General features: G+C 56.6%; 23 protein-coding genes. 12 read left to right on the top strand and 11 right to left on the bottom strand.

Features of this window, described 5'->3' with window-relative positions; translation table 11 throughout:
• The first annotated feature begins 124 nt into the window (after positions 1 to 124).
• Positions 125 to 949: a hypothetical protein gene (locus ACQG2Q_RS16840; RefSeq protein ID WP_096216824.1), complete on the top strand. Its 825-nt coding sequence runs from the start codon at positions 125 to 127 to the stop codon at positions 947 to 949.
• Here the strand turns inward: ACQG2Q_RS16840 and arsC are convergent.
• The gene (arsC, locus tag ACQG2Q_RS16835; RefSeq protein WP_063850024.1) at positions 946 to 1,302 is read right to left on the bottom strand and encodes an arsenate reductase (glutaredoxin); all 357 of its coding nucleotides are present in this window, start codon (positions 1,300 to 1,302) and stop codon (positions 946 to 948) included. The genes ACQG2Q_RS16840 and arsC overlap by 4 nt on opposite strands.
• Positions 1,303 to 1,315: 13 nt before the next feature.
• Positions 1,316 to 2,779: a beta-barrel assembly-enhancing protease gene (gene bepA, locus ACQG2Q_RS16830; RefSeq protein ID WP_426759243.1), complete on the bottom strand. Its 1,464-nt coding sequence runs from the start codon at positions 2,777 to 2,779 to the stop codon at positions 1,316 to 1,318.
• A gap of 220 nt (positions 2,780 to 2,999) precedes the next feature.
• On the opposite strand from bepA, the gene ACQG2Q_RS16825 reads away from it, so the two are divergent.
• The gene (locus ACQG2Q_RS16825) at positions 3,000 to 4,064 is read left to right on the top strand and encodes an AI-2E family transporter (protein ID WP_003860546.1); all 1,065 of its coding nucleotides are present in this window, start codon (positions 3,000 to 3,002) and stop codon (positions 4,062 to 4,064) included.
• A gap of 533 nt (positions 4,065 to 4,597) precedes the next feature.
• Here the strand turns inward: ACQG2Q_RS16825 and bcp are convergent.
• Positions 4,598 to 5,068 (bottom strand): thioredoxin-dependent thiol peroxidase, encoded by a 471-nt coding sequence (gene bcp, locus ACQG2Q_RS16820; RefSeq protein WP_022648972.1) that lies wholly within the window; start codon positions 5,066 to 5,068, stop codon positions 4,598 to 4,600.
• Entirely contained in the window at positions 5,068 to 5,637 is a 570-nt protein-coding gene (locus ACQG2Q_RS16815; protein ID WP_000213743.1) for a glycine cleavage system transcriptional repressor, read from the bottom strand. The genes bcp and ACQG2Q_RS16815 overlap by 1 nt, the downstream gene beginning before the upstream one ends.
• A gap of 145 nt (positions 5,638 to 5,782) precedes the next feature.
• Here ACQG2Q_RS16815 and dapA point away from each other — a divergent pair, with 145 nt between their 5' ends.
• The 6 genes from dapA (at position 5,783) to ypfH (ending at position 12,240) form a co-directional block, all read left to right on the top strand.
• Positions 5,783 to 6,661: a 4-hydroxy-tetrahydrodipicolinate synthase gene (gene dapA, locus ACQG2Q_RS16810; RefSeq protein WP_003860542.1), complete on the top strand. Its 879-nt coding sequence runs from the start codon at positions 5,783 to 5,785 to the stop codon at positions 6,659 to 6,661.
• A gap of 16 nt (positions 6,662 to 6,677) precedes the next feature.
• On the top strand, positions 6,678 to 7,712 hold the full coding sequence (bamC, locus tag ACQG2Q_RS16805) for an outer membrane protein assembly factor BamC (RefSeq protein ID WP_022648971.1): 1,035 nt from the start codon (positions 6,678 to 6,680) through the stop codon (positions 7,710 to 7,712).
• Positions 7,713 to 7,821: 109 nt separating this feature from the next.
• Positions 7,822 to 8,535, top strand: a complete 714-nt coding sequence (purC, locus tag ACQG2Q_RS16800) for a phosphoribosylaminoimidazolesuccinocarboxamide synthase (protein ID WP_001171626.1) — start codon at positions 7,822 to 7,824, stop codon at positions 8,533 to 8,535.
• A gap of 120 nt (positions 8,536 to 8,655) precedes the next feature.
• On the top strand, positions 8,656 to 9,525 hold the full coding sequence (gene ypfJ, locus ACQG2Q_RS16795) for a KPN_02809 family neutral zinc metallopeptidase (protein WP_022648970.1): 870 nt from the start codon (positions 8,656 to 8,658) through the stop codon (positions 9,523 to 9,525).
• Positions 9,525 to 11,471 carry a tRNA(Met) cytidine acetyltransferase TmcA gene (locus ACQG2Q_RS16790; RefSeq protein ID WP_096216823.1) on the top strand — a complete coding sequence of 649 codons (1,947 nt, stop codon included), beginning with the start codon at positions 9,525 to 9,527 and terminating at the stop codon, positions 11,469 to 11,471. Before ypfJ ends, ACQG2Q_RS16790 begins: the two co-directional genes overlap by 1 nt.
• A 73-nt stretch (positions 11,472 to 11,544) precedes the next feature.
• The gene (gene ypfH, locus ACQG2Q_RS16785) at positions 11,545 to 12,240 is read left to right on the top strand and encodes an esterase (protein ID WP_063849931.1); all 696 of its coding nucleotides are present in this window, start codon (positions 11,545 to 11,547) and stop codon (positions 12,238 to 12,240) included.
• Positions 12,241 to 12,278: 38 nt separating this feature from the next.
• On the opposite strand, the gene ACQG2Q_RS16780 is transcribed toward ypfH, so the two are convergent.
• The 3 genes from ACQG2Q_RS16780 to ACQG2Q_RS16770 are packed head-to-tail and all read right to left on the bottom strand — an operon-like array spanning position 12,279 to position 13,988.
• On the bottom strand, positions 12,279 to 12,476 hold the full coding sequence (locus ACQG2Q_RS16780; RefSeq protein ID WP_000383991.1) for a YpfN family protein: 198 nt from the start codon (positions 12,474 to 12,476) through the stop codon (positions 12,279 to 12,281).
• A 24-nt stretch (positions 12,477 to 12,500) separates the two neighbouring features.
• Positions 12,501 to 13,628 carry a succinyl-diaminopimelate desuccinylase gene (gene dapE / locus ACQG2Q_RS16775; protein WP_017383496.1) on the bottom strand — a complete coding sequence of 376 codons (1,128 nt, stop codon included), beginning with the start codon at positions 13,626 to 13,628 and terminating at the stop codon, positions 12,501 to 12,503.
• A gap of 3 nt (positions 13,629 to 13,631) precedes the next feature.
• A complete protein-coding gene (locus ACQG2Q_RS16770; protein WP_045309148.1) occupies positions 13,632 to 13,988 on the bottom strand; it encodes an ArsC family reductase in 357 nt (118 codons plus the stop codon).
• Positions 13,989 to 14,375: 387 nt separating this feature from the next.
• On the opposite strand from ACQG2Q_RS16770, the gene ypfM reads away from it, so the two are divergent.
• The gene (gene ypfM, locus ACQG2Q_RS16765) at positions 14,376 to 14,435 is read left to right on the top strand and encodes a protein YpfM (protein WP_100181659.1); all 60 of its coding nucleotides are present in this window, start codon (positions 14,376 to 14,378) and stop codon (positions 14,433 to 14,435) included.
• 110 nt (positions 14,436 to 14,545) lie between these two features.
• Here ypfM and acrD read toward each other — a convergent pair whose 3' ends face one another.
• Together acrD and narQ are read right to left on the bottom strand one after the other, a co-directional pair.
• The gene (gene acrD, locus ACQG2Q_RS16760; protein ID WP_022648965.1) at positions 14,546 to 17,659 is read right to left on the bottom strand and encodes a multidrug efflux RND transporter permease AcrD; all 3,114 of its coding nucleotides are present in this window, start codon (positions 17,657 to 17,659) and stop codon (positions 14,546 to 14,548) included.
• A 141-nt stretch (positions 17,660 to 17,800) separates the two neighbouring features.
• Complete coding sequence (narQ, locus tag ACQG2Q_RS16755; RefSeq protein ID WP_063849933.1) at positions 17,801 to 19,495, bottom strand: nitrate/nitrite two-component system sensor histidine kinase NarQ; 1,695 nt, start codon at positions 19,493 to 19,495, stop codon at positions 17,801 to 17,803.
• A 152-nt stretch (positions 19,496 to 19,647) separates the two neighbouring features.
• Here narQ and aegA point away from each other — a divergent pair, with 152 nt between their 5' ends.
• The 3 genes from aegA to ACQG2Q_RS16740 all read left to right on the top strand — a co-directional run bounded on the left by aegA (position 19,648) and on the right by ACQG2Q_RS16740 (position 23,435).
• A complete protein-coding gene (aegA, locus tag ACQG2Q_RS16750) occupies positions 19,648 to 21,624 on the top strand; it encodes a formate-dependent uric acid utilization protein AegA (RefSeq protein ID WP_074169636.1) in 1,977 nt (658 codons plus the stop codon).
• Between the two features lie 67 nt (positions 21,625 to 21,691).
• Positions 21,692 to 22,282, top strand: a complete 591-nt coding sequence (gene nudK, locus ACQG2Q_RS16745) for a GDP-mannose pyrophosphatase NudK (protein ID WP_032623810.1) — start codon at positions 21,692 to 21,694, stop codon at positions 22,280 to 22,282.
• A 109-nt stretch (positions 22,283 to 22,391) separates the two neighbouring features.
• Positions 22,392 to 23,435: a DUF1176 domain-containing protein gene (locus ACQG2Q_RS16740; RefSeq protein ID WP_032623811.1), complete on the top strand. Its 1,044-nt coding sequence runs from the start codon at positions 22,392 to 22,394 to the stop codon at positions 23,433 to 23,435.
• An 81-nt stretch (positions 23,436 to 23,516) separates the two neighbouring features.
• Here ACQG2Q_RS16740 and tkt read toward each other — a convergent pair whose 3' ends face one another.
• Both tkt and tal read right to left on the bottom strand, forming a co-directional pair.
• A complete protein-coding gene (gene tkt, locus ACQG2Q_RS16735) occupies positions 23,517 to 25,505 on the bottom strand; it encodes a transketolase (protein WP_063849939.1) in 1,989 nt (662 codons plus the stop codon).
• Between the two features lie 19 nt (positions 25,506 to 25,524).
• Complete coding sequence (gene tal / locus ACQG2Q_RS16730) at positions 25,525 to 26,475, bottom strand: transaldolase (protein WP_022648959.1); 951 nt, start codon at positions 26,473 to 26,475, stop codon at positions 25,525 to 25,527.
• Positions 26,476 to 26,653 lie beyond the last annotated feature (178 nt).

Below are 26,653 nucleotides of genomic sequence, written 5' to 3'. Positions count from 1 at the left end.
GGGTGTTGTTTATGTTATGTCTGTGGATTATCAGTGAAGCGCGGCGAGCGAAAGGTGAAATCGGTCACAAAGCATTCGCTGCTCTGATATAAATCTCATGAGATTAGTTGCGGAGAGAGACGCGATGGAAATCAAACTGCATGCTAACGCCACCACCACACCGCGTATCCGTCGCTATCTTCAGCAGTCAGATAAAAGCGACAGAGAGCTAGCTGTTGAACTGGGGATCTCGGTCACCACCGTCAGGCGCTGGCGCAACCGCGACCAGGTTTCGGATAACCACACAACGCCAAAAGTGATACACAAAGCATTGAGACAAGAGCAGGCGGCACTGATAAATGCCCTGCGGGATATCACTGGGGCACCGCTGGATGAACTGCTGCTGCTGGTGAATGACGGACTCGGGATCGCCGTTTCCCGCGCGACCCTGAACCGCTACCTCAAACCGGCTTCGGTAAGACAAAAGGGGGCGTCGTTGCAGGGCAAAAAGGCGCTGAAGGCCGGTATCATGCCGCAGAAGCTACTTCTGCATCATCAGCCGCTATCGCTGCATATGGACGACGGTGGGGAGCAACACCTGCTCTGGGCGCGTGAACCCGTCAGCGGCTGGTGCTACGCCCGGCTTTATGCCGGTATCTCGCCGCAGTTGCTGACCCGCTGGACGAACGAGGTGCTGGCTGCCTGTCCGGCTGATATTCAATCTATTGAGACTTTTGGGCTAGAAGTGAACTTGCCGGAGCATAACGTCATCGTAAAAGTGCATTCACAGTATTATCTTGCCCTTCAGGTCGCCGTGCCGTTACGTGAGATCATTCCGCGCGTGAATAGTGAACCGGCGGGAGAACTGTTGATCCAGCTGTGTGAATTTTTCAACCGGGGAAAAGCGCAGAAAAAGCTGGGGGAGAGTACGCCGCAGGCGTTTCTGGAAGCGCTGCGGCGTAACGATTAGACGATCCCGAGTACGTCTTCCGGCGGACGGCCGATACGCGCCTTGCCGTTCGCCACGACAATCGGGCGCTCAATCAGCTTTGGATTGTCGACCATCGCCTGAATCAGCCGATCTTCAGTGAGACGGGTATCGTTCAGATTGAGCGATTTATACAGATCTTCTTTCTGACGCATCAGCTCGCGTGCGCTGCCCATGTTCAGCATCTTCAGCAGCTGGCGGATCGTCTGCGCGTCCGGGGGCGTCTCCAGATACAACACCACTTCCGGATCGATGTCGTTAGACTTCAGCAAATTCAGAGTCTCGCGGCTCTTGGAGCAGCGAGGGTTATGGTAAATTTTTACCGCGTCTGTCATGACTTCTCCTTTATTACATCTTCTCGTACGGCTTAAAGCGTTGTTGCAGGCCACGCAGCTGGTCGATTCGCGCATCGTAGCGGGCCTGTTGCAGGCTGCCGAGCTTCACCTGTGAGCTGGCGCTGCTTAGCAGGGAAATGGCCTGATCGAGGCGCCCCGCCAGCGCCAGACCTTCCGCACGCGCGGCCAGCTCCTGATCGCGATTACCCAGTTGCCCCTGGGCCTGGGCGAGCAGCTCCCAGCCGTTCTGGTCATCTTTATTGTTAAAGGTATAGCGGTTCAGAATGGTCACCGCCTCGCCGGGCTGGCCGCCCTGTAAGTAGGCGTTCGCCAGGTTAAGTTGCAATACCGGATTGTTGCGAATGTCTTTCGCCCCTTTCAGACGGTTGATCGCATCGGTCGTTTTTTTCTGTCCTAAATCGATATCGGTTGCGAGGTCGAGATACCACGGATTGTCAGGCGCCGACGCCAGCAGCGGCTGTAGCGCTTTACGCGCTTCATCGTACTTGCTGGCCTCCATCGCCTGGAGTGCCTGACCATACTGCGCGGCGTTCTTCTCGCGCACGTTGCCTTTCGCCAGCGCGTCCAGCAGATCGCTGGTGAGCTGATTACGTCCGGAGTTGTACATGCCAAGCGTTCTCACTTTGGCCATGTAGAAATCCTGCGAGGACTGCACGACGACCGGACGCATCTGGTTAGCACGGTTACGCGCATCCGAGAGACGGCTTTCCGGCAACGGGTGGGTCAACAGAATTTCAGGCGGGCGCGACGAGTAGCGTGCCTGGTCGAGCAGTTTTTCCAGGAAGCTCGGCATGGCCTGCGGGTCAAAGCCGGAACGCTGTAAAACCTGAATGCCGATGCGGTCTGCTTCCTGCTCGTTCTGCTGGGTAAAGCTGATCATCCCCTGACGCGTTCCCGCCAGCGTCCCGGTAAGCGCCGCCATCCCGGCCTGCGGGCTGGCCATCGCCAGCAGAATAGAGCCCAGCGCGCCCACCCAGGTCAGGGGGGCGTTACGCTTCTGATCTTCCATCGCACGCGCCAGATGGCGCTGGGTGACGTGCGAAATTTCGTGCGCCATGACGGACGCCAGCTGGCTTTCGTTATCGGAATAACGGAACAACGCCGAATGCAGCACCACGTTCCCGCCAAAGAAGGCGAAGGCGTTGATTTCGTCGTTATTGATTAAATAGAAGTGGAAGGGCGTTTTTACCGAGTCTGCGTGCGCCACCAGTCGCATCCCCAGACCGTTGATGTACTGCACCAGCAAAGGGTCGTTAATCAGCGGAGCACTGCCGCGCAGCTGGCGTACGTAATAATCACCCATCTGCATCTCCTGCCCGATGGAGAGCGTGCTTCCTGCCGTGGTGCCCATGTCCGGCAATGAATCGGACGAGTCAGCGAAAGCGGGCAACACCTGACCCACCGTCACGGCGGCAATCAGTGTCGCAACCAGTGTTTTTCTCAACTGCCTGAACATAACCACTGTCCTGTATGTTGGATGTGCTAATTTGACCGATGAACCCGCATAACGTTCATCTCCGCTGCTCTGCGAGTGTAGCCGTGTTAAGAGATGAAGAAAATCCCATTCATCAGGGTTTTGCGAAACCTGACAGTGAAACAAAAAGGAAAGTCTTTTTTGTGACAGTTAGATACAATTCACCGTCTCACTCCCGCCATTCGATTCAGGGAAGGGTTGTATGCTCGAAATGTTAATGCAGTGGTATCGGCGTCGGTTTAGCGATCCGGAAGCCATTGCTTTGCTGGTCATTCTGGTTGCCGGATTCGGTATCCTGTTCTTCTTTAGTGGCCTGTTGGCACCGCTTCTGGTGGCAATTGTGCTGGCGTATCTGCTGGAGTGGCCCACCGCGCGTCTGGAACATATCGGCTGTTCCCGACGCTGGGCGACCAGCATTGTCCTGGTGCTGTTTGTCGGCATTCTGCTGCTGATGTCCTTCGTGGTGATGCCCATCGCCTGGCAACAGGGGATCTACCTGATCCGCGACATGCCCGGCATGCTGAATAAACTGTCTGATTTTGCCGCCACGCTGCCGCGCCGCTATCCTGCGCTGATGGACGCCGGGATCATCGATGCGATGGCCGAAAACATGCGCGCCCGCATCATGACCATGGGTGACTCGGTGGTGAAATACTCTCTGGCCTCGCTGGTGGGGTTGCTGACGCTGGCGGTTTACCTTGTTCTCGTGCCGTTAATGGTGTTTTTCCTGGTCAAAGATAAAGAGCAGATGCTGAACGCGGTGCGCCGCGTGCTGCCGCGCAATCGCGGTCTCGCCGGTCAGGTCTGGCAGGAGATGAACCAGCAGATCACCAACTACATTCGCGGTAAAGTGCTGGAGATGATTGTGGTGGGCGTGGCGACCTGGATTGGCTTCGTGATTTTCGGGCTGAACTACTCGCTGCTGCTGGCGGTGCTGGTCGGATTCTCGGTTCTGATCCCGTATATCGGCGCGTTTGTGGTGACCATTCCGGTAGTCGGTGTGGCGCTGTTCCAGTTTGGTCTGGGTACGGAGTTCTGGAGCTGTTTCGCCGTATACCTGATTATTCAGGGACTGGACGGGAACCTGCTGGTACCGGTGCTGTTCTCAGAAGCAGTTAACCTGCATCCGCTGGTGATTATCCTGTCAGTGGTGATTTTCGGCGGGCTGTGGGGATTCTGGGGCGTGTTCTTCGCCATTCCGCTGGCGACGCTGATTAAAGCCGTGGTCCACGCGTGGCCGGATGTGCCGGCGGTGGAAGAGAAGTAGATTTAGTGCGGGCTGATGCCCTCACCCCAACCCTCTCCCACGGGGCTGAGGGATCCCCACAAATTAATGCGAGCAATGAGCAATCCCCTCGCCCCTCCGGGGAGAGGGTTAGGGTGAGGGGAACATACGGCGGTGTTGGTCATTCCGTTCACTTTATGTTCCTTGCTATTCTGTAACGACATGACCGGTGAACGTGCCAGGGTGGCTCAGTCGCCACCACCCTGGCGACCCGGGCTCCCGGCGGTAAATCGCCGCTTCGCGGTGCCCTCGGCTTATTCCTTCCGGCTTAACGGGTACGGGCGGAGGCAACGTCCCTGTAAAGCCGCCCTCTCGGCGCATCCCTGCGCCTCGCCCCGGCCTGCAGGAAACGCCTCAGCGATTTACAGCCGGACCAGGGCATCGCTGACAGCCCTCAGTCATTTAGAAAGCAACTTTATTGCTTCTGCATAAAAAAATTACTGGGGAACCCTCAGCCCACGGGGAGAGGGGGCAAACACTAAAAACGGCAACCTGGGTTGCCGTTTTGCTGTTTATCAGGCGCTTTGTTTCAGCCAGTTCAACACCACGTCGTGGTGGTTGCTGGTTTTGAAATCATCAAACACGTGCTCAACTTTACCGTCAGCGTCAATCAGGAAGCTGATGCGGTGAATACCGTCGTACGTTTTGCCCATAAAGGACTTCTCACCCCAGACGCCAAACTGCTCGCAAACCTGGTGGTCTTCATCGGAAAGCAGCGTGAAGTTCAGCAGCTCTTTTTCCGCAAAACGTGACAGCTTCTCTGGTTTATCGGTGCTGATGCCCAGCACTTCCACACCGACCTTTTTCAACTCATCCATGTTGTCGCGTAAACCGCAGGCCTGTACGGTACAGCCCGGGGTCATGGCTTTCGGGTAGAAATAGACCAGAACACGCTGTCCCTGGAAGTCGGTCAAATTTACTTGCTCGCCGTCTTGATCCGGTAAGCTAAATTTCGGTGCGATATCACCGGCTTTCAGTGGGTTCATTACTCAACTCCATCCTGTTCGTGCTGCGAATAATCGACGACGCTTATACTGCCTTGCGCGTGTAATTCTGTACAGAGGGCTTTGAACGCTTGCTCGATATTTGACGCATCCTGCGAGGCAGGGCTGTGGGCGGTAATTTGAATAAACAGCGTCGGGATGGCGTTTTCATCGCCAGGCTGCGTGCGGGAAACCAGTTCGGCAATGTTCATCTGATGGCTGTCAAACAGCGCCGTAAAACGTTCAATCAGATGAGGTGAATCAGGCACTTCAACCTGTACCCAGACTGTGGCAGGCAGAGCCGGACGCGGGCGCGCGGTGGTGCGCTTCATCACAATCAGTAAATCCAGCTCTGCGCCTTTCAGCGGCAGGGTAGATTCGATGAGGGTAATGGCATTCCATGTTCCGGAAAGCAGCATGATGAACGTGAACTCTTCGCCAAGCATAGCCAGCCGGCTGTCTTCGATATTGCAGCCGCAGCTGCTCACGTGGCGAGTGATGGTATTCACGATACCCGGCCTGTCAGCACCCAGCGCAGTGATAACCAGGTAATGTTGTGATGAGGTTGTCAAACCTGTTCTTCCTTTGCGTGGTTAAGTCTTCCTAAGGAAAGCATAAAAAAAACATGCATACAACCGCCTGAGAGCCTCAGGTCGCTTGCTTTTATTACAGTTCCAAACGTAACATTGAGGCTCTTGTTCGCACAGAGGATGGCTCATGTTCACGGGAAGTATTGTCGCGCTTGTTACACCGATGGATGAAAAAGGTAATGTCTGCCGGTCAAGCATGAAGAAGCTCATTGATTACCATGTCGCCAATGGAACCTCGGCGATCGTTTCGGTAGGGACTACCGGTGAATCCGCCACGCTGAGCCACGAAGAGCACGGCGATGTTGTGATGCTGACCCTGGAACTGGCGGACGGGCGTATTCCGGTCATCGCGGGTACGGGCGCAAACGCAACGGCAGAGGCCATTAGCCTGACTCAGCGTTTTAACGACAGCGGCATTGTTGGCTGTCTGACGGTGACCCCTTACTACAACCGCCCAACTCAGGAAGGTTTGTTCCAGCATTTCAAAGCCATCGCTGAACATACTGACTTGCCACAAATTCTGTATAATGTGCCGTCCCGTACCGGTTGCGATATGCTGCCGGAAACCGTTGGCCGTCTCTCGAAAGTAAAAAATATTATCGGGATTAAAGAGGCGACAGGGAACTTAAGCCGCGTTCATCAGATCAAAGAGCTGGTTTCAGACGACTTTATCCTGTTGAGCGGTGATGATGCGACCGCACTGGACTTTATGCAGCTCGGTGGTAACGGCGTGATTTCCGTGACGGCGAACGTGGCGGCGCGTGATATGGCTGACATGTGCAAACTGGCCGCAGCCGGTCACTTTGATGAAGCTCGCGTGATTAATCAGCGTCTGATGCCGTTGCATAATAAATTATTTGTCGAACCCAATCCGATCCCAGTGAAATGGGCATGTAAGGAGTTGGGGCTTGTAGCAACCGACACGCTGCGTCTGCCAATGACACCGATTACCGACCATGGTCGTGAAATTGTCGCTGGCGCGCTGAAGCATGCCGGTTTGCTGTAAAGTTTAGGGAGATTTGATGGCTTATTCAGTACAGAAGTCGCGCCTGGCCAAGGTTGCGGGTGTTTCGCTTGTTATGCTCCTCGCTGCCTGTAGTTCAGACTCGCGCTACAAGCGCCAGGTGAGCGGTGATGAATCCTATCTGGATGCGCCGCCGCTTGCTGAACTTCACGCGCCTGCCGGCATGATCCTGCCGATCCAGAACGGTGATTATAATATTCCGGTTACCAACGGCAGCGGCCTGGTGGGTAAAGCGCTCGATATTCGTCCGCCAGCTCAGCCTCTGGCGCTGGTGAGTGGCGCGCGCACGCAGTTCACCGGTGATACAGCTTCTCTGCTGGTGGAAAGCGCACGCGGTACCACGCTGTGGCCGCAGGTTGTGAGCGTCATTCAGTCGAAAAACTATACGATTGATAAACGCGACGACGCCAGCCAGACCTTAACCACCGACTGGATTGAGTGGAACCGTCTCGATGAAGACCAGCAGTATCGTGGTCGTTATCAAGTCTCCGTTAAGCCGCAGGGTTATCAGCAGGCGGTTACCGTTAAGCTGTTGAATCTTGAGCAGGCAGGTAAACCGGTTGCCGATCCGTCCGCCATGCAGCGCTACAGTACCGAAATGCTGAACGTGATTGCAGCGGGTCTGGATAAGAACGCTGCTGATGCCGCAAACGCCGCGCAGAACCGTAACGGCTCAACGTTTGACGTGCAGAGCGGTGCAGACGATACCGGCCTGCCAATGCTGGTGGTGCGTGCGCCGTTTAACCAGACCTGGCAGCGTCTGCCAGCCACGCTGGAAAAAGTGGGCATGAAGGTGACCGACAGCACCCGTTCAACGGGCAGCATCACAGCGACCTATAAGCCGCTGTCTGAAAGTGCCTGGCAGGAGCTGGGGGCAAGCGATCCACAGTTGCCTTCCGGTGACTACAAAATCCAGGTCGGCGACCTCGATAACCGCAGCAGCCTGCAGTTTATCGATCCGAAAGGACACACGCTGACCCAGGCGCAGAACGATGCGCTGGTCGCTGCCTTCCAGGCCGCATTCAGCAAATAATAGTGAGGGCTGGTTAATCCAGCCCTTTTTATTTTCGTGCCACGCAAACGTGTGCGTGGCATAATATAGCCAGTTTTGAATACAAATCATCACACCAGGAGTAATGAAGATGCAGAAGCAAGCTGAGTTGTATCGTGGCAAAGCGAAAACCGTATACAGCACGGAAAACCCGGATCTGTTGGTGCTCGAATTCCGCAATGATACGTCAGCAGGAGACGGCGCACGCATTGAGCAGTTCGATCGTAAGGGCATGGTGAACAACAAGTTCAACCACTTCATTATGACCAAACTGGCCGAAGCCGGTATCCCGACTCAGATGGAAGCGTTGTTGTCCGATACGGAATGTCTGGTAAAAAAACTGGATATGGTGCCGGTTGAGTGCGTGATCCGTAACCGTGCCGCAGGCTCCCTGGTGAAGCGTCTGGGCATTGAAGAGGGTATCGAACTGAATCCACCGCTGTTCGATCTGTTCCTGAAAAACGACGCCATGCATGACCCGATGGTCAACGAATCCTACTGCGAAACCTTCGGCTGGGTCAGCAAAGAGAACCTGGCGCGCATGCAGGAACTGACCTACAAAGCCAACGACGTGCTGAAAAAGCTGTTTGATGACGCGGGCCTGATCCTGGTCGACTTCAAGCTGGAGTTCGGTCTGTACAAAGGCGAAGTGGTGCTGGGCGACGAGTTCTCTCCTGATGGCAGCCGCCTGTGGGACAAAGAGACGCTGGATAAAATGGACAAAGACCGTTTCCGCCAGAGTCTGGGTGGCGTGGTCGAAGCGTACGAAGCGGTTGCTCACCGTTTAGGCGTTAAGCTCGACTAAACTGCGCATTTGCCAAAGGATGTTGGCATCCTTTGGCGTCTTATCCTTGTTTACTATGGTAATCCTTTCATTAACCGCCTACGATCATAGCTATTATAAATGGAATAGTTCGAGGTGTTTATGCGCTGGCAAGGGCGTCGTGAAAGTGACAACGTAGAAGACAGACGCAGCAGTGGTGGCGGTGGGCCGTCTATGGGCGGGCCAGGTTTCCGGTTACCCAGCGGCAAGGGCGGTATTATTCTGCTGGTCGTCGTGCTGGTAGCGGGCTACTACGGTGTCGACCTGACCGGTTTGATGACTGGTGAAACCGGGCAACAGCAGCAGTATTCTCAGCGCTCCATCAGCCCGAATGAAGATGAAGCGGCGAAATTTACTTCCGTTATTCTCGCGACGACCGAAGATACCTGGGGTCAGCAGTTCGAGAAAATGGGGCGGACTTATCAGCCGCCAAAACTGGTGATGTACCGGGGAGCAACCCGCACGGGCTGCGGCACCGGGCAGTCCGTTATGGGGCCGTTCTACTGCCCGGCGGACAGCACCGTCTATATCGATCTCTCCTTCTATGACGACATGAAAAGCAAGCTGGGCGCCGACGGCGATTTTGCCCAGGGCTACGTGATCGCGCATGAAGTCGGCCACCATGTGCAGAAGCTCCTCGGCATTGAACCTAAAGTGCGTCAGATGCAGCAGAATGCGTCTCAGGCGGAGGTGAATCATCTCTCCGTACGCATGGAGCTTCAGGCCGACTGCTTCGCTGGCGTCTGGGGACACAGCATGCAGCAGCAGGGCGTGCTGGAAACAGGCGATCTGGAAGAGGCCCTGAATGCCGCACAGGCGATTGGTGACGATCGCTTGCAGCAGCAAAGCCAGGGGCGCGTTGTGCCGGACAGCTTTACCCATGGCACCTCAGAGCAGCGCTACAGCTGGTTTAAGCGTGGCTTTGACAGCGGCAACCCGTCGCAGTGTAATACCTTCGGCAAAGCTATGTGATGTTGGGGGTTGAACAGCTGGTTAACCAGCTTCAGCGTACCGGGCACCGCCGGCTGGTGGTGCTTAGCGGCGATGAAGCGTGGACGTTGAGCCAGGCGACCATCCTGCGCGATACGTTACCAGGAGACTGGCTGTGGCTGGAGGAAAACCCCTCTAAGGCCATCAGCGGCCTGCTGGGACGTGAATATCTGCACGCCGTTTTTGACGCGCGTCGCGGGTTTGACGTCTCGGCCTTCGCCGCCCTCAGCGGGACCCTGCGCGCCGGAAGCCTTCTGGTGCTGCTGGTGCCGCCGTTCTCCGTCTGGGCTAACAGGCCCGACGCGGATTCTCTACGCTGGAGCGACAGCGCCGAGCCGATCGCCACCCCGCACTTTGTTTACCATTTTTGCCGGACGCTGGCCGCCGATTCAGATGCTATCGTCTGGCATCAACATCGTCCGCTGTGCCTTCCCGTTGCGCCAGATTTACCCGCCTGGCAGCCCGCCAGCGGTGAACCGCAGCGCGAGCAGGCTGAGATCCTCGACGCGCTTCTGACCATGCCTGCTGGCGTGGCTGCCGTGACGGCCCCGCGCGGACGAGGAAAGTCCGCCCTGGCGGGCATGTTGCTCAACGGCATTCAGGGTAGTGCTGTAGTGACCGCACCGGCAAAAGGGGCGACGGATGTCATCGCGCGTTTCGCCGGGGAACATTTTCACTTTATGGCCCCGGATGCGCTGCTGGCCTCCACAACAGAAGCTGACTGGCTGATTGTCGATGAGGCGGCCGCCATCCCCGGCCCGCTGCTCGAGAAACTGACGATGCGCTTTCCCCGCGTGTTGTTGACCACTACGGTGCAGGGTTATGAAGGCACGGGCAGGGGATTCCTGCTGAAGTTCTGCGCCCGGTTCAGCGGTCTGCGGCGATATACCTTATCAACTCCTGTACGCTGTGCTGCCGGATGTCCTCTTGAGCGAATCGTGGCGAACGCGCTGCTGTTCGACGATGCGCTTATCGATCGCAAACCGGCAGGGGAGGTAAGTTTAACGTCGCTGGAGCCCGGGGTGTGGGAGAGCGATCCGGCGCGCGGGGCAGGCGTGTATGAACTGCTGTGTGCCGCGCACTACCGGACGTCCCCCCTCGATTTACGCCGGATGATGGACGCGCCGGGACAGCATTTTACCGTTGCTGAAACCGACTCAACCCTCGCCGGTGCTCTCTGGCTGGTGGAGGAGGGCGGCTTATCCCCAGAGCTTAGTCGCGCGGTGTGGGCGGGATTTCGTCGGCCGCGTGGAAATCTGGTGGCACAGTCGCTGGCGGCGCACGGCGGTTCGCCTCTCGCGGCGACGCTGAAAGGCCGACGCGTCAGCCGTATTGCGGTTCATCCTCATCGCCAGCGGGAAGGCATCGGCCAGGGGCTGATCCGCAGTGCCAGCGGAGAAGATTATCTCTCGGTCAGCTTTGGCTATACCGACGAGCTGTGGCGTTTCTGGCGGCAGTGCGGGTTTGTGCTGGTGCGAATGGGCAGCCACCGGGAGGCCAGCAGCGGGTGCTATACGGCGATGGCGTTGCTGCCGCTGAGCGAGGCGGGGCATCAGCTCTGCGAAGAGGCGCATCAGCGTTTATGTCGTGATATGCGCGTCCTGTCGGCCTGGAATGGCGAAAAGATCCCGGTGATGGATGCATGGGAAGCTACCCTTAATAGTGACGACTGGCTGGAGCTGGCGGGGTTTGCCTTTGCGCACCGGGCGTTTTCAACCTCGGTTGCGGCGCTAACGCGATTGTTGTTAGCCGTGGATATGCCGCTCCCGGCGCTGCGCGGGAAAATGGAAGGGAATACGCACGATTTCGGGCGCAAAGCGTTGCTGGCGAAGCTACGCGAGGAAACCGCTCACGCGCTTGAAAGGCTTGATTACTCCCGTAGCCAGCGGCTGAAAGCCGACATTTTGCAATGGCAATTTTTTCAATGACTTCTTCAGTAAAGTGGCATGGTCATTACCCCGCAGAGGCGTAAAATCCTGCTTAACAATTAAGGAGATCGCCATGAAACATGACCATTTTGTTGTGCAAAGCCCGGATACACCTGCTAAACAGCTACTGCTTCTGTTTCATGGCGTGGGCGACAATGCCGTCAATATGGGACAGATTGGCAGCTGGTTTGCACCCGTTTTCCCACACGCGCTGATCGTCAGTATCGGCGGCGTGGAGCCCTGCGGTCCGGACGGGCGGCAGTGGTTTTCCGTCGAGGGCGTGACGGAGGAAAATCGTCAGGCACGTATTGATGCCGTTATGCCAGCCTTTATCAATACCGTGCGTTACTGGCAGCAGCAGAGCGGCGTAGGTGCCAATGCAACAGCGCTGATTGGCTTCTCTCAGGGCTCAATCATGTCGCTGGAAAGCGTAAAAGCGCAGCCCGGACTGGTGTCCCGCGTGATTGCCTTCAATGGGCGTTTTGCGACGTTACCGCAAAGCGCGACCACGCAGACCACGATCCATCTCATTCATGGGGGTGAAGACCGGGTAATTGAGCTTTCGCATGCGGTTGCGGCCCAGGAGACGCTGATGCGCGAGGGCGGGGATGTGACGCTGGATATCGTGGACGATCTGGGGCATGCCATTGACGATCGCAGCATGCAGTTCGCGCTCAATCATCTGCGTTATACCGTACCTAAGCACTACTTTGATGAAGCGCTCAGCGGCGGTAAGCCGAATGATGATGATATCGTCGAGTTTATGTGAGGTTTCCCCTCTCCCTAGGGAGAGGGGAAACAGAGCGATTACTTCTTCTGGTCCTTCTTCGGCCAGTCGTCTTCATCGTCCCACTTGTCGTTAAAATCACGGTGCGGCGGAAGATCCGGTTTGTTGGCAAGGAACTTTTTGTGGTCAACGCGCTTGAGATCTTTAATCACGTTAAGCAGCACGCCTACCAGAAATACCAACACCAGAATCCACCAGTACTTTGAAAGCCAGTCCATTCGCTAATCCTCTTTAAGCACCCGTCAGGCGACGAGCTGCTCCATAATACGTTGATACATGCGGGCCAGCAGTTGTAAATCGGCAGCGTTCACGCATTCATTGATTTTGTGAATCGTCGCGTTAACCGGACCCAGTTCGACAACCTGTGCGCCCATGCGGGCGATAAAGCGTCCGTCAGACGTGCCGCCCGTTGTCAGCAGCTGTGGCTTAATCTCATTATAGTGCGCGATGGCGTTCACTACCGCATCCACCAGTTTACCGCGCTGCGTCAGGAACGGCTGGCCAGACAGCCACCAGTCGAGGGTATAGCGCAGCTGGTATTTCTCTAGCAGCGCAATCACGCGCGCTTTTATCATCTCGTCGGTCAGTTCGGTGCTGAAGCGGAAGTTAAACTGGACGAAAAGATCGCCGGGAATGACGTTGTTGCTGCCGGTGCCGGCCTTGATGTTGGCTATTTGCATGCTGGTTGGCGGGAAAAATTCGTTGCCTTTATCCCATTCAATGCCCACCAGTTCGTTCAGCATCGGCGCGGCGCGGTGTACCGGGTTATCCGCCAGGTGCGGATAGGCAACGTGGCCCTGCACGCCATGAATGGTCAAATTGCAGGTCAGGGATCCACGGCGGCCATTTTTCACCACATCGCCCACCACTTCGGTACTGGACGGTTCGCCCACCAGACAGTAGTCCAGACGTTCATTGCGCGCCATCAGCGCCTCAACGACCTTCACGGTGCCGTTGTGGGCGCTGGCTTCTTCATCGGAGGTAATCAAAAACGCAAGACGGTTTTTATGGTTCGGATGCTGGGCGACGAAACGCTCTGCCGCCACGACCATCGCAGCCAGGGAACCTTTCATATCCGCAGCGCCGCGTCCGAAAAGCATGCCGTCGCGGATGGTTGGCTCAAAAGGCGGGTTGATCCAGCGGTCTGCGTCGCCTGCGGGAACTACGTCGGTATGTCCGGCAAACGCCAGCGTCTCCCCCTGACCGCGCCATGCCCAGAAGTTCTGCGTATCGCCAAAATCCATGTGCTCGACGGTAAAACCGATGGCACGCAGGCGCTCAATCATTAATGCCTGACAACCTGCGTCGTCCGGGCTAAGGGAAGGACGGCGAATAAGCTGCTGAGTCAGCTCAATGACCGGGCATGACATAGACTACACCTCAACGAATAAATCTGAATAAAGGGTTTCACTGAAACCCAGCAGCATAGGCTGACCTGGCTTGCAGAGCAATGGGCGTTTGATGATTGCCGGCATTTCAAGCATCAGTTTGGCTGCGCTGTCGGCGTTGTTGATCGTGGCCCGGAGAGATTCATCCAGTTTTCGCCAGGTGGTCCCGCGGGTGTTCAGCAGCGCTTCCCAGCCCAGTTCGTTGATGGCGGAATGGAGAAACGCGGGGTCAAGCCCGTCGGCACGGTAATCATGGAAGCGATAGTCGATGTTGTGTGCTTCCAGCCAGCGGCGGGCTTTTTTAATCGTATCGCAATTCTTAATGCCGTACATCACAACCATAGTGAATCCTTTTGTTCTTGTGTGGATTAAATGTTCAATATTTTCGAAGATATATCCTTAAGTGGAATATAACACATTCGGAATTTTTCGTGATTTACAATTCTCCATAATTCAACGAACAGCTGTAAGCTGAATAGTCTTCCATCTTTTAAGCATAGTTGTCCACTCTGTATAAATTGCCAATAAACTCAGGGGGAAATTAAAAATGCTGTCATTTTTCTGACTATTTCAAAATATTGCTGTAGGTCACATAAAATTTACCCGGCAACGCTCATAGTGATCCTAAACCTACCAGCACAGCGGGGCTCAATCACAGCAATCGGTTAAAGTGACTTCACAATGATGATACGTTTTCGTAGAATGCACATAATAATAAGAGAGGTTGTTATGATTGAACATGAACTGGGGAACTGGAAAGATTTTATCGAAGGCATGCTTCGTAAATGAATTTCCGGTAAGAAATGCAAGAGCACTTAATTAACTAAAATAACCATAGTGTGAAAGAATCACACAATAAAAAGGCGGCCTGTAAAGCCGCCTTTTTTTATTTCAACGGGTTATTCCGGCTTATCCTTCAGCGGGAAACGACGGCGTATCAGCACAAAGAACAGCGGTACGAAATAGATAGCCAGAATCGTCGCGGAAATCATTCCCCCCATAACGCCCGTTCCCACCGCGTGCTGGCTGCTGGAGCCTGCGCCGGAGCTGGTGGCCATCGGCAGGACGCCAAATACAAACGCCAGAGAAGTCATCAGGATCGGGCGCAGGCGCTGACGACAGGCGTGCAGCGTGGCGGCCATCAGTTCGTGACCTTTGGCATTCATCTCATTGGCAAATTCGACGATCAGAATGGCGTTTTTCGCCGACAATCCGATTACGGTGAGGAGTCCGACCTGGAAATAGACATCGTTTTCCAGGCCACGCATCCAGGTTGCCAGCAGTGCGCCGATGACCCCGAGAGGTACCACCAGCATTACCGAGAACGGCACTGACCAGCTTTCATACAGCGCCGCCAGGCAGAGGAACACCACCAGCAGCGACAGGGCATACAGGGCAGGCGCCTGCGCGCCGGAAAGCCGTTCCTGGTAGGACATCGCCGTCCACTCCAGGCCAAAGCCGGTCGGTAACTGCTGAACCAGTTTTTCCATAATGTCCATTGCGGTACCGGTACTGACGCCAGGCGCGGCTTCACCGACAATCTCCAGCGCCGAATAGCCGTTGTAACGCTCCAGACGCGGCGAACCGGTCTCCCAGCGTGACGTCGCAAACGCCGAGAACGGCACCATGCCGCCGGTGTTATTGCGCACATACCAGCGGTTGATATCGTCCGGCAGCATGCGGTATTTGGCAGCAGACTGAACGTAGACCTTTTTCACGCGACCGCGATCCATAAAGTCATTCACGTAGCTTGAGCCCCATGCCGTTTGCAGGGTGTCGTTAATGTCGTCGATGGAGACGCCCAGCGCCTGCGCTTTACGCTGGTCGATATCCACCTGTAGCTGAGGGCTGTCATCCAGACCGTTATGACGAACGCGGGTAAGCTGCGGATCTTTCCCGGCCAGCTCGAGCAGTTTATCGCGAGCTGCCATCAACGCGTCATGCCCGGCACCCGCGTGATCCTGAAGCTCCATATCAAATCCGGCTGAGCTGCCCAGGCCACTGATAGCGGGCGGGCTGCTGGCGAAAACGCGCGCTTCCTTGATTTTGTTGAACGCTTTAGTTGCACGTTCAATGATGGCAAAGGAGGAGCCGCTATCGCTGTCGCGCTGGTCCCAGTCTTTCAGGCGCACAAACATACGCGCCACGTTCTGCCCGTTACCACCAGGGCCAGAGCCGACGGTGGAGAAGACGGAGACCACGTTATCCTTCTCCTGAGTATGGAAGTAGTTCTCAACCTTCTGCACCACTTTCAGGGTCTGCTGCTGGGTCGAGCCGCTCGGTAACTGTACGGAGGTGATAAACATGCCGCGATCTTCCAGCGGCAGGAACGAGGTTGGCAGCCGCAGGAATAAGAAGACCATGCCGCCGAGCAGCAGGACATAAACCACCATCCAGCGCACGCTGCGGTGCAGTACTTTACCCACGCCCGCTTCATAGCGCGCCGCATTTCGGTTAAACATGCGGTTAAACCAGCCGAAGAAGCCTTTTTGACCGTGGTGTTCGCCCTTATGCAGCGGTTTGAGCAGCGTCGAGCACAGAGCAGGGGTAAGGATCATCGCCACCAGTACGGAGAGCACCATCGCAGAGACGATGGTGATCGAGAACTGGCGATAAATCGCGCCCGTAGTGCCGCCAAAAAACGCCATCGGGATAAATACCGCCGACAGCACCATGGCGATACCGACCAGCGCACCCTGAATTTGCCCCATCGATTTACGCGTGGCCTCGCGGGGCGAAAGCCCTTCCTCGCTCATGATGCGCTCGACGTTTTCCACCACCACGATGGCATCATCTACCAGCAGGCCGATGGCCAGCACCATGGCAAACATGGTCAGGGTGTTGATGCTGTAACCGAAGGCATACAGCACCGCAAAGGTTCCCAGCAACACCACCGGCACCGCAATGGTGGGGATCAGCGTGGCGCGGAAGTTTTGCAGGAACAGGTACATCACGAGGAACACCAGCGCGATAGCTTCGAGCAGGGTTTTCACCACATCTTCGATGGAGGCTTTTACGAATGAGGTGGTTTCGTAGGCGACTTTGTACTCCAGTCCGTGCGGGAAGTAATGCGACAGCTCATCCAGACGCTCTAATACCCGCTGCGCGGTCGCCATTTCGTTGGCACCGGAGGCCAGTTTCACCCCCAGGCCGGACGCGGCATTGCCGTTAAAGCGACTCAGGTAGTCATATTTTTCCGCCCCCATTTCCACTGTGGCGACATCCCCCAGACGCACTTCGGAACCATCCTGATTCACGCGCAGAGTAATATTGCGGAACTGTTCAGGCGTCTGGAGCAGCGACTGGGAGTTGATGGTGGCGTTAAGCGCCTGGTTATCCACGGACGGCGTACCACCGAGCTGCCCCACGGCAATCTGAGCGTTCTGCGATTCGATAGCGTCGGTGACATCTTTGGCGGTCATCTGCACGCTGTTCAGCTTGTTGGGATCCAGCCAGATACGCATGGAATACTGCGAGCCGTAGGCGTCGATATCACCCACGCCGTTGATACGGCTGAGCGGGTCCTGAATATTACTGGCGACGTAGTCCGCGATGTCCTGCTTATCCATCGAGCCATCGGTTGAAACAAACGCGATGGTCAAAATATTGGTGTCACCGGTCTTACGCACGGTCACCCCCTGGTTCTGCACCGCCTGAGGCAGTTTACGCAGGGCCGATTGCAGCTGGTTTTGCACCTGCTGCACCGCTTCGTCCGGATCCGTGCCCGCCGTAAAGCTCAGGGTTACCGTCGCCTGGCCCGTGGCGCTGCTCTGCGAGGACATGTACATCAGGTTATCAAGACCCGTCATGTTCTGCTCGATAACCTGCGTGACGGTATTTTCCAGCGTCTGTGCCGAGGCGCCAGGGTAGTTCGCCGTGATACGCACGTTAGGGGGGGCGAGGTCGGGGTATTGCTCAACAGGAAGGGAAGTAATCGCCAGGACACCCGTCAGACACAACAGGATTGCTAGCACCCAGGCAAAAATGGGGCGATCGATGAAAAAATTCGCCATTAAAATGTGACCTCGTTTTGCTGCACGTCATTATTGTTTATTGCCCGCCTAACTTTAGCGGTAAGGCCCAGGTCAAACGTGGAGAAATAAAGGAGATAATGTAAATTATCATGCGCTTTTTTCAGCGCGCCTTCTTTCCCGCTATTTTTCAGCCTGCGCCGTAGGTGTCCGGAACGTCACGCTGACCTGTGTACCGCCCTGTGGCGGCTGAGAAAAGTGTAATGTTCCGCCGAGCCGTCCCGCGCGTTCGCGCATGATATTCAGCCCGTAATGCCCCGGCGGTTCACTGGCGTCGCCGATACCAATACCGTTGTCGCGGATCGTGACCGTGTGAGTACCGTCCGCGGTGGTGACGCAGATGACCACAATCTCGCTGGCGTCGGCATGTTTAATCGCATTCAGCACTGCCTCACGCACAATCTGTAAGAGGTGCACCTGTTTTTGCGCGTCCAGCGCAAGCGATGAGAGACGGCAGTCAAGCACCAGCTTCGCGCTGGTCTGGCTTTGCAAACCGTCGAGAGACTCCTGTAGCGCGGCAGGAAGATTGGCGTGGTTGAGCGTCAGGCGGAAGGTGGTGAGCAGCTCGCGTAGCTGATGCCAGGCGTTATTCAGCTCGCGGGAGAAGTCCGTAATGATGGTCTGCGCCGGGGCATTGTCGCCCGGCACGGCATGCTTCAGCAGCGTAAGCTGAATACGCAAATAGGAGAGCACCTGCGCCAAAGAATCATGTAGCTCACGCGCGATGGTGGCGCGCTCTTCCATCAGCAGCAACTGCTGATAATGTTTCTGCGCCTGATTGAAATAGAGCCCCCGGCCCAGCATCGTCGCCACGCTTTCCATGAGCGGCAGCGGAACATCCCCGGTCGCGCTTTGCCAGCGCAGTTCGCCGTACAGGGTGTCCTGCATTAATACCGGTAAATTGTGCATTTTCTCACCCGGGGACTCCTGTCCTTCGTAAAGCTGCCAGTCGTCACTGGTGCGCAATTGCAGGTAATTCATCTGCGTATAGTCATGCACAATTTGCAAAATATGCCGGAAGCAGTGGCTGTCTATCTGCCCGGTATTCAACGCCTGTGAGCATTTGAACAGCATTTCAAGCTGCTGATGCGCTTCATTCAGGTGGCGGGTTTTTTCGGCAACGGAGTGCTCCAGGGAACGGTACAGGGTGTGTAATTCCGCCGACATATGGTTGAAGGCGCGGGAAAGCTGGCCCAGCTCGTTGGGAAGCATAATATCCGGCGCGGGGGTATCGAACTGCCCCTGTTCGATACGCTCGCTCGCTGCCACCAGATTATTCAGCGGCAGCACAACCTGACGGCGGATGCGCCGCAGGGTCATCACCGCCAGCAGCAGGATGCCCAGGCCGCCCGTCAGCGACATGAAAATCACCAGCTGAATCTTATGTTCGGTGTAGTGCTGTAGCGCCAGCACAAAGGCATCTATCCGGCCCACAAAATCCTCTATGTGGCTCTGATACCACCCGGTATCGCCGCTGGCGATACGCGTGTCCATCTCCTGCCAGCCAAGCTGCAACTGCTGGTAACGCTGTTTGACGTCCTCTGGCACATACCAGCGGTTGAGCTTCTGCAACGCAGGCGCGCTCAGCGTTTTCTGCCAGACCGCGCGGTGCTCTGCCAGTGACGGGCTGGCGCGCTGCATTTCGTAGCCCAGGCGGTAGCTCTGCATGCGCAGCGATCCGGCGATGTTAATCGCCTCGGCGTCGCGCTGGCTGCTGGCGAGTGTAACCAGCGCAATGGCGCTGATCAGAACGGACAAGACAATCATCGAAAAGAAAGCCCGAGCCAGGCTTCCCGATACGGGGCGTTTAACGGTCACTCATCAGCTTCCTGAATTAAATTGATCTGCCACAGGTTCACTGGAAATAGTTCGCCTTTCTGGGCATTTGAACATTGCGTCGCCATGCCACTGTGGGTAAATACGATAACAATAGAAAGAATAAGGTTATTGAACCAAAAACAGGTGTTGTTATGAATCGTTTTATTATGGCCAACGCTCAACAGTGTATCGGTTGTCGCGCCTGCGAAGTTGCCTGTGTGATGGCGCACAACGGGGAGCAGCACGCGCTGAGCGAGCGCCATTTTCATCCCCGCATTACGGTCCTTACCTCTGGCTTGCGAAAAAGCCCAGTGACCTGCCACCACTGTGAAAATGCGCCCTGCGCGCAAAGCTGCCCGAACGGAGCCATCACGCAACACAGCGACAGCGTACAGGTCAATCAACAAAAATGCATTGGCTGTAAAGCCTGCGTGGTGGCCTGCCCGTTTGGCACGATGGACATGCTGATCACCCCGCTTGAAAACGACAGCGTAAAGGCCTCGGCGCACAAATGCGACCTCTGCCTGGAAAGGCCGCAAGGCCCGGCCTGCGTTGAAAACTGCCCGGCGGAGGTGCTTACGCTCGCCACCCCAGCCGTGCTGGATAAGCTGGTTAAACAGCGCCGACAGCGCAGCGCAAGGCTGGACGCGCTGCCGTGGCACAGCGAGGCGGTTCAATCAGCCCCTCCGCAAACCAAACGGCAACAGATGCAAAACACCCCGGCGCGCGGTGAGCCGGATAAGCTCAGCCCCGACGCGCGCGCCGGCCATTTTAACGAGATCTACTTGCCGTTTCGCCCGGAACAGGCGCAGCGCGAAGCATCCCGGTGCCTGAAATGTGGCGACCACAGCATTTGCGAGTGGACCTGCCCGCTGCATAACCATATTCCGCAGTGGATTGAGCGGATCAGGGCGGGGGATATCATCGGTGCGGCTGAGCTTTCTCACCAGACTAACTGTTTACCGGAAATTACCGGCCGCGTCTGTCCACAGGATCGATTATGTGAAGGCGCCTGCACCCTGCGGGATGCGTCAGGGGCGGTAACCATCGGTAATATCGAACGATATATCTCGGATCGGGCGCTGGTGATGGGCTGGACGCCGGACGTCAGCCACGTTAAACCGGTCGGTAAGCGCGTCGCCATCATTGGTGCCGGTCCGGCAGGGCTGGCCTGCGCCGACGTACTGGTGCGCAGCGGCGTCGGTGTGACGGTCTACGATCGCCATCCAGAAATCGGCGGATTGCTGACCTTTGGTATTCCGGCCTTCAAGCTGGATAAATCCCTGTTAGCGCGGCGCAGAGAGATATTCAGCGCGATGGGTATCCGCTTCGAGCTGAACTGCGAGGTGGGAAAAGACGTGTCGATGGTCCAACTGCAAAACGACTACGATGCCCTGTTCATCGGCGTAGGGACCTATCGTTCCATGAAAGCAGGTATCCCTCATGAAGACGCGCCGGGCGTGTACGACGCGCTGCCGTTTTTAGTGGCGAACACGCGGAACGTGATGGGCCTTGATCCTGCCGCAGACGAGCCGTTTATCGACACGCAGGGGTTAAACGTGGTGGTGCTGGGCGGGGGCGATACGGCGATGGACTGCGTGCGCACCGCGCTGCGACATGGCGCGGCGAAAGTAACCTGCGCCTATCGGCGGGACGAGGCCAACATGCCGGGCTCAAAGAAAGAGGTTAAAAACGCGAAAGAAGAGGGCGCGGCGTTTGAATTTAATGTCCAGCCGGTTGAGCTCACGCTGGATACCGACGGGAAGGTCAACGGTATCCGGATGCTGCGCACCCGTCTGGGCGAGCCGGATGCGCAGGGGCGGCGTCGTCCTGTCCCGGTGGCGGGCAGTGAGTTTGTCATGCCAGCGGATGCGGTGATCATGGCGTTTGGGTTTAATCCGCACGCCATGCCGTGGCTTCAGGCGCAGGGCGTCGACACCGACGACTGGGGGCGCATCAGGGCCTCCGTGGAGAGCCGTTATCGTTACCAGACCTCGAATCCGCAGATTTTTGCTGGCGGTGATGCGGTACGTGGTGCGGATCTGGTGGTCACCGCGATGGCGGAAGGGCGCCATGCCGCGCAGGGGATCATGGACTGGCTTGGCGTGCCGCCGCGCAATATGCATTAACGCAGACGGGCGACAAAGCGGGCATCACGGCGTAGTATAAACAGACTCATTTTGCCGTGGAGCCCGTATGTCCCTGAACATTACCGTTATTAAAGACAAAATCCTTTCTGAAAATTACTTTGTCCTGCGTAACATCACTTACGATCTCACCCGTAAGAGCGGGGACGTCATTCGCCATAAACGCGAAGTCTACGACCGGGGCAATGGTGCAACCATTCTGCTGTATAACCGTGAAAAGCAAAGCGTGGTGCTGATCCGCCAGTTTCGCATCGCGACATGGGTCAATGGCAACGCGGACGGACGTCTGATTGAAACCTGTGCAGGTCTGCTGGACGACGATGAGCCGGAAGTGTGTATCCGCAAAGAAGCCATTGAAGAGACGGGTTTTGAGGTGGGGGCGGTGCAGAAAGTCTTTGAGCTGTTTATGTCCCCTGGCGGGGTTACCGAGCTGGTTCACTTCTTCATTGCGGAGTACACCGATGCCCAGCGCACGCACCGGGGCGGTGGCGTGGACGATGAAGACATTGAAGTGCTGGAAATGCCTTTCGCTCAGGCTGTCGACATGGTGAAAAGCGGCGAGATCCGCGACGGTAAAGCGGTGATCCTGTTGCAGTATCTGCAAACCCGCGGTTTGATGAATGCTGCGTCGGTAGCGTGATAAGTTGTATTTCAGATAAATCTATCCGATAAATCCGATTGAGCCAGCCCGCCCAGGGCACGAAGATACGCCCCAGATTGACCTATTCGTTTCCGGGGCTGTGCCGTTCATGCGCTACTGCGTTTTTTTTCTCTTCTTCATTTGCGTGCTTCCCGCACCTTTGGTGTGGGCTGCGCCTGCGCAGCAGTCTTTTTCAGACTGGCAGGTGACCTGCAATAACCAGAATTTCTGCGTAGCGCGCAACACCGGCGAGCATCGCGGTCTGGTCATGACGCTGAGCCGCAGTGCGGGGGCAAAAACGGACGCCAGCCTGCGCATCGATCTCGGCGGTCTTTCGACGCCTCCGGTGAAAGAGCCTGACATTGCCCCGCGCCTGCTGCTCGACAATGTGCCGCTTCAGCTCACGTCGCAACACTGGCAGTTAACCCCTTGGCATCTTAAAACAGACGATACGGGCACCATCACCACGTTTCTGAAAACCATTCAGGAGGGGCAGGCGCTGACCCTGCGCGAGGGGAAGCAGACGATCTCTCTGGCCGGTCTGAAAGCGGCGCTGCTGTTTATTGATGCCCAGCAAAAACGCGTCGGAAGTGAAACGGCATGGATTAAAAAAGGGGATAGTCCACCGCTGAGCGTGCCGCCTGCGCCGGCATTAAAAAAGGTGGCAGTGGTGAACCCCACGCCAACGCCGCTGACGCATAACGAACTTAACGATCTGCTGGATTACGGTACCTGGCGCATGAACCACAGCCAGTGCTCCCTCGATCCGAACCGGCGTGAAGTGCGCGTGACCGCGTTGACCGATGACAAAGCGCTGATGATCATCAGCTGTGAGGCGGGGGCGTACAACACCGTCGATCTGGCGTGGCTGGTGTCGCGTAAAAAACCGTTTGCTGCCAGAAGCGTGAGATTGCGCCTGCCGTTTACCCCTTCCAGCCAGAGTAGCGACATGGAGCTGATGAATGCCAGCTTCGATGAAAAAACGCGCGAGCTGACCACGCTGGCACTGGGACGCGGGATTGGCGACTGTGGGATCCAGACCCGCTGGCGTTTTAACGGCCAGCGCTTCCGCCTGGTGCGCTACGCGGAAGAGCCAAGCTGCGATAACTGGAATGGGCCAGATGCCTGGCCCACGCTGTGGATCACAAGGTAGGGCGCTGTCGCTTACCCGGCCTACGTTTTAGCGATTTGTAGGCCCGGTAAGGCGTAGCCGCCACCGGGCACGAAGACTGTACTACAGCACGCTCAGCGCCTTCTCCACCACGTTCTCAACGGTAAAGCCGAAGTACGGCAACAGCTTATCGGCCGGGGCGGATTCACCATAACCCTTCATGCCGACAATCGCCCCTTTCAGACCCACATATTTGTACCAGTAGTCGGCAATGCCAGCTTCAACCGCCACGCGCGCCGCGACGTTTGAAGGCAGCACCGATTCGCGGTACGCGTCATCCTGGGCATCAAAGATATCCGTTGAAGGCAGGGAAACCACGCGCACCGCGTGACCCTCGGCGGTCAGTTTCTCGGCCGCTTTTACCGTGATTTCCACCTCTGAACCGGTGGCAATCAGGATCACGTCCGGTTTACCGCCGCTGTCTTTCAGGATGTACCCGCCGCGGGCGATATTTTTCACCTGCTCCGGCGTGCGCTCGATCTGCGCCAGGTTCTGGCGCGACAGGATCAGCGCTGTGGGTCCGTTATGGCGCTCTACGGCCAGCTTCCAGCCCACAGCCGCTTCAACCTGATCGCACGGACGCCAGGTACTGAAGTTTGGCGTCAGGCGCAGGCTCGCCAGCTGCTCTACCGCCTGGTGCGTCGGCCCATCTTCACCCAGTCCGATGGAGTCGTGGGTATACACCATGATTTGCCGCGCCTTCATCAGGGCCGCCATACGCGCCGCGTTACGGGCATATTCGACAAATATCAGGAAAGTGGCGGTGTACGGCACGAAGCCGCCATGGTGGGCGATACCGTTGGCAATGGCGGTCATCCCGAACTCGCGCACGCCGTAGTGGATATAGTTTCCGGCAATGTCTTCCTTCAGGGATTTAGAGCCAGACCAGATGGTGAGGTTACTTGGCGCCAGATCCGCCGAGCCGCCCAGCAGTTCGGGCAGGACAGGGCCAATCGCGTTCAGGGTGTTTTGTGACGCCTTACGGGTGGCAATTTTCGCCGGGTTAGATTGCAGGTTTTCAATCAGCGCCTGAGTTTTCTCTTCCCAGTCTTCCGGCAGGCCACCGCTCATGCGGCGGTTAAATTCGGCCGCCAGCTCCGGATACGCTTTTTTGTAGGCAGCAAACTTCTCGTTCCAGGCCTGCTGCGCTTTTTCACCTGTTTCGCGAGCATCCCAGGCCCTGTAGATCTCTTTTGGGATCTCAAAGGCCGGGTGTTTCCAGCCCAGTTTCTGGCGGGTCAGCGCCACTTCCTCTTCACCCAGCGCCGCGCCGTGCGCCTCTTCTTTACCCGCTTTGTTCGGCGAGCCGAAGCCGATGGTGGTGCGGCAGACGATCAGGGACGGTTTGTCCTTCACGCTCTGCGCTTCCTGAATCGCTTTTTTCACCGCCTCAGGATCGTGACCGTCGATCTCGTGAACCACGTGCCAGTGATAGGCTTCAAAGCGTTTTGCCGTGTCGTCGGTAAACCAGCCCTCGGTTTCCCCGTCAATGGAGATACCGTTGTGATCGTAGAAGCCAATCAGCTTGCCCAGCCCCAGGGTGCCCGCCAGCGAGCAGACCTCGTGGGAGATCCCCTCCATCAGGCAGCCATCACCCATAAAGACATAGGTGTAGTGATCGACAATCTCGTGGTCGGGCTGGTTGAACTGCGCGGCCAGCGTACGCTCTGCAATCGCCAGGCCGACGGCATTCGCCAGCCCCTGGCCCAGCGGGCCGGTAGTAGTTTCAACACCCGGCGTATAGCCGATCTCCGGGTGGCCCGGCGTTTTGGAGTGCAGCTGGCGGAAGTTTTTTAACTCCTCAAGCGGCAGGTCGTAGCCGGAGAGGTGCAGCAGGCTGTAGAGCAGCATCGAGGCGTGACCGTTGGAGAGAATAAAACGGTCGCGATCGTACCAGGTCGGATCGGTCGGGTTGTGCTTCAGGAAGTCGTTCCACAGCACTTCGGCAATATCAGCCATACCCATGGGGGCGCCAGGGTGGCCGGAATTGGCTTTTTGTACGGCATCCATGCTGAGGGCGCGAATGGCGTTGGCGAGCTCTTTACGGGACATAGTTCACTCCGTGGCAAGGTTAAAGTTTGGCGGCGAGAAGATCTTCGAGTTTGCGCTGGTCGACGGCAAACTGGCGGATGCCATCTGCCAGTTTTTCCACGGCCATTGGATCCTGATTGTGCTCCCAGCGGAATTCCGCTTCGGTCATGGGTTTCGGTTTTGGCAGAACGGTAGAGGTCGGTACCAGCTTGCGGATCACCGTCTCTTCACTCTCCTGAAGCTTTTTCAGCAGGTCAGGAGAGATGGTCAGACGGTCACAGCCCGCGAGCGCCAGGATCTGCTCGGTGCGGCGGAAGCTGGCCCCCATCACGATGGTCTCGTAGCGATGCTGCTTGTAATAATCGTAGATATTACGCACCGATTTTACGCCAGGATCTTCTTCCACCACGTACGGATCCATTGGCTGTTTCGCCTGATACCAGTCGTAGATACGCCCGACAAACGGTGAAATCAGGAACACGCCCGCTTCGGCGCAGGCACGCGCCTGGGCGAAGGAGAACAGTAGCGTCAGGTTGCAGTGGATCCCCTCTTTCTCCAGCACTTCCGCCGCGCGGATGCCTTCCCAGGTAGACGCAAGCTTGATCAGAATGCGTGACTTATCGATTCCCTGCTCCTGGTAGAGTTCCACTATGCGGCGGGCCTTGTTGATGCTCTTTTCCTGGTCAAACGAGAGGCGGGCGTCCACTTCGGTAGAGACGCGTCCCGGTATGCTTTTAAGAATTTCCGCACCGATATTGACCGCCAGCTTGTCGCTGGCTTCGGCGACCTGCTGTTCCTGCGTTTTCCCGCGCTGTTTGCCGTAGGCAAGGGCGTCATCAATCAGATGACTAAAGTGCGCAAGACCGGCCGCCTTGAGCAGCAGAGAGGGATTGGTGGTCGCGTCTTCCGGCTGGTAGTGACGAATCGACTCGATGTCGCCGCTGTCTGCAACCACGGTGGTAAATTGTTTGATGCCGTCTAGCTGGTTCATAATTACTCCTTGGAAATAAAAGAGTTAGTCGAGTGCGTTAGTTCACACTTCTGAGAAAATCATGATGGACTTAACAAAAAAGCATAGCAGACGGGGGAGGCATTGCTTTCTGAGACGGGTAACATGGCTGTTATAAATTGATAACAATTTTTATTCTGCAATGGTGAGAGTTTGGCAG

Source organism: Enterobacter cloacae complex sp. 370H10, assembly GCF_050031535.1.
GTDB classification, from domain to species: Bacteria; Pseudomonadota; Gammaproteobacteria; order Enterobacterales; family Enterobacteriaceae; genus Enterobacter; species Enterobacter intestinihominis.
Note: the sequence above shows the minus strand (reverse complement) of the source record. Positions and strands in the feature narration are given on the sequence as shown.

Excerpts from the sequence above, each read along its gene's own strand:
- nudK (WP_032623810.1), top strand. The coding sequence starts at position 21,692 with ATGTCCCTGAACATTACCGTTATTAAAGACAAAATCCTTTCTGAAAAT.
- arsC (WP_063850024.1), bottom strand. The coding sequence starts at position 1,302 with ATGACAGACGCGGTAAAAATTTACCATAACCCTCGCTGCTCCAAGAGC.
- ACQG2Q_RS16790 (WP_096216823.1), top strand. The coding sequence starts at position 9,525 with ATGTTGGGGGTTGAACAGCTGGTTAACCAGCTTCAGCGTACCGGGCAC.
- ACQG2Q_RS16780 (WP_000383991.1), bottom strand. The coding sequence starts at position 12,476 with ATGGACTGGCTTTCAAAGTACTGGTGGATTCTGGTGTTGGTATTTCTG.
- tkt (WP_063849939.1), bottom strand. The coding sequence starts at position 25,505 with ATGTCCCGTAAAGAGCTCGCCAACGCCATTCGCGCCCTCAGCATGGAT.
- bcp (WP_022648972.1), bottom strand. The coding sequence starts at position 5,068 with ATGAACCCACTGAAAGCCGGTGATATCGCACCGAAATTTAGCTTACCG.
- acrD (WP_022648965.1), bottom strand. The coding sequence starts at position 17,659 with ATGGCGAATTTTTTCATCGATCGCCCCATTTTTGCCTGGGTGCTAGCA.
- ACQG2Q_RS16770 (WP_045309148.1), bottom strand. The coding sequence starts at position 13,988 with ATGGTTGTGATGTACGGCATTAAGAATTGCGATACGATTAAAAAAGCC.
- ACQG2Q_RS16840 (WP_096216824.1), top strand. The coding sequence starts at position 125 with ATGGAAATCAAACTGCATGCTAACGCCACCACCACACCGCGTATCCGT.
- bepA (WP_426759243.1), bottom strand. The coding sequence starts at position 2,779 with ATGTTCAGGCAGTTGAGAAAAACACTGGTTGCGACACTGATTGCCGCC.
- aegA (WP_074169636.1), top strand. The coding sequence starts at position 19,648 with ATGAATCGTTTTATTATGGCCAACGCTCAACAGTGTATCGGTTGTCGC.
- dapA (WP_003860542.1), top strand. The coding sequence starts at position 5,783 with ATGTTCACGGGAAGTATTGTCGCGCTTGTTACACCGATGGATGAAAAA.
- bamC (WP_022648971.1), top strand. The coding sequence starts at position 6,678 with ATGGCTTATTCAGTACAGAAGTCGCGCCTGGCCAAGGTTGCGGGTGTT.
- ACQG2Q_RS16740 (WP_032623811.1), top strand. The coding sequence starts at position 22,392 with ATGCGCTACTGCGTTTTTTTTCTCTTCTTCATTTGCGTGCTTCCCGCA.
- ypfJ (WP_022648970.1), top strand. The coding sequence starts at position 8,656 with ATGCGCTGGCAAGGGCGTCGTGAAAGTGACAACGTAGAAGACAGACGC.
- tal (WP_022648959.1), bottom strand. The coding sequence starts at position 26,475 with ATGAACCAGCTAGACGGCATCAAACAATTTACCACCGTGGTTGCAGAC.
- ypfH (WP_063849931.1), top strand. The coding sequence starts at position 11,545 with ATGAAACATGACCATTTTGTTGTGCAAAGCCCGGATACACCTGCTAAA.
- purC (WP_001171626.1), top strand. The coding sequence starts at position 7,822 with ATGCAGAAGCAAGCTGAGTTGTATCGTGGCAAAGCGAAAACCGTATAC.
- dapE (WP_017383496.1), bottom strand. The coding sequence starts at position 13,628 with ATGTCATGCCCGGTCATTGAGCTGACTCAGCAGCTTATTCGCCGTCCT.
- ACQG2Q_RS16825 (WP_003860546.1), top strand. The coding sequence starts at position 3,000 with ATGCTCGAAATGTTAATGCAGTGGTATCGGCGTCGGTTTAGCGATCCG.